This is a genomic window from Vibrio sp. Vb1554 (assembly GCF_033344235.1).
Window position 1 is genome coordinate 1 of record NZ_JAWPOJ010000420.1, and the last position, 1073, is coordinate 1073.

Consider the following 1073-nt stretch of genomic DNA (forward strand, 5'->3'; position numbering starts at 1 on the left):
AGAAAAAGCGGCATCGCTTGCATCTGGCTTTGATAAAAAACTCGGCGGCATCTGGCAAATTAACTATAACCAAATGCATGTACAGCCTGTGTTGATGCGCTCAATGGCGATGGACAGCAAGCAAGGTTCGAACAGTTACCAAGACTCGACTCTTGTAATTCGTGACCAAGTGGATGTGGTTTACAAATTAAAATAATTTGTTTTGGTAACACAAAAAGAAAAGGCAGGGATAATCCCTGCCTTTGTTGTATGGATTCTTCTTAATGAAGAATACGAGCACGAATCGTGCCTTCAATGCTTTTCAGCTTAGTTAGTGCTTCTTCTGAACGCTCAGTTTCCACATCAATAACTACGTAGCCGATCTCAGCTTCAGTTTGTAGGTACTGCGCTGCGATGTTGATGCCTTCTTCTGCGAAGATGGTGTTAATTTGAGTCAGAATACCTGGACGGTTTTTGTGAATGTGCAGCAAGCGAGAGCACTCACGACCGTGTTCAGGCAGAGATACTTCAGGGAAGTTAACGCTTGATAGTGTTGAACCATTATCTGAATATTTCGCCAGTTTACCCGCAACTTCCACGCCGATGTTTTCTTGTGCTTCTTGAGTAGAGCCGCCCACGTGTGGCGTTAGAATGACGTTATCGAATTTCTGTAGTGGAGATTCAAACGGGTCAGCGTTTGTTTTTGGTTCAACTGGGAATACGTCGATTGCTGCGCCAGCTAAGTGACCTGCTTCTAGGCTGTGGCAAAGCGCAGGAATATCAACAACGGTACCGCGAGCGGCGTTGATGAAGATTGCGCCAGGCTTCATGCGAGCAAATTCTTCTTCGCCCATCATATTCTTCGTTTCAGGTGTTTCTGGTACGTGCAGCGAAATAACATCACATTTGTTTAGCAGCTCGCTCATCGTGTGGATTTGCGTTGCGTTGCCAAGTGATAGTTTGTTTTCGATATCGTAGTAGTACACGCGCATACCTAAGTTTTCAGCAATAATGCCCAGCTGAGTACCGATATGGCCGTAACCAATGATACCAAGGCGTTTACCACGCGCTTCGTAAGAGTTGTCTGCGCTCTT

Annotated in this window: 2 protein-coding genes; one reads left to right on the top strand and one right to left on the bottom strand. The window is 45.5% G+C overall.

Annotated features, from left to right (window positions below):
• Window positions 1-196: SIMPL domain-containing protein (locus R8N28_RS26750; protein ID WP_412079941.1), on the top strand; the 196-nt coding region annotated here is incomplete at its 5' end.
• A gap of 64 nt (window positions 197-260) precedes the next feature.
• Here the strand turns inward: R8N28_RS26750 and serA are convergent.
• A partial coding sequence (gene serA / locus R8N28_RS26755; protein ID WP_318183862.1) for a phosphoglycerate dehydrogenase occupies window positions 261-1073 on the bottom strand: 813 nt, incomplete at its 5' end.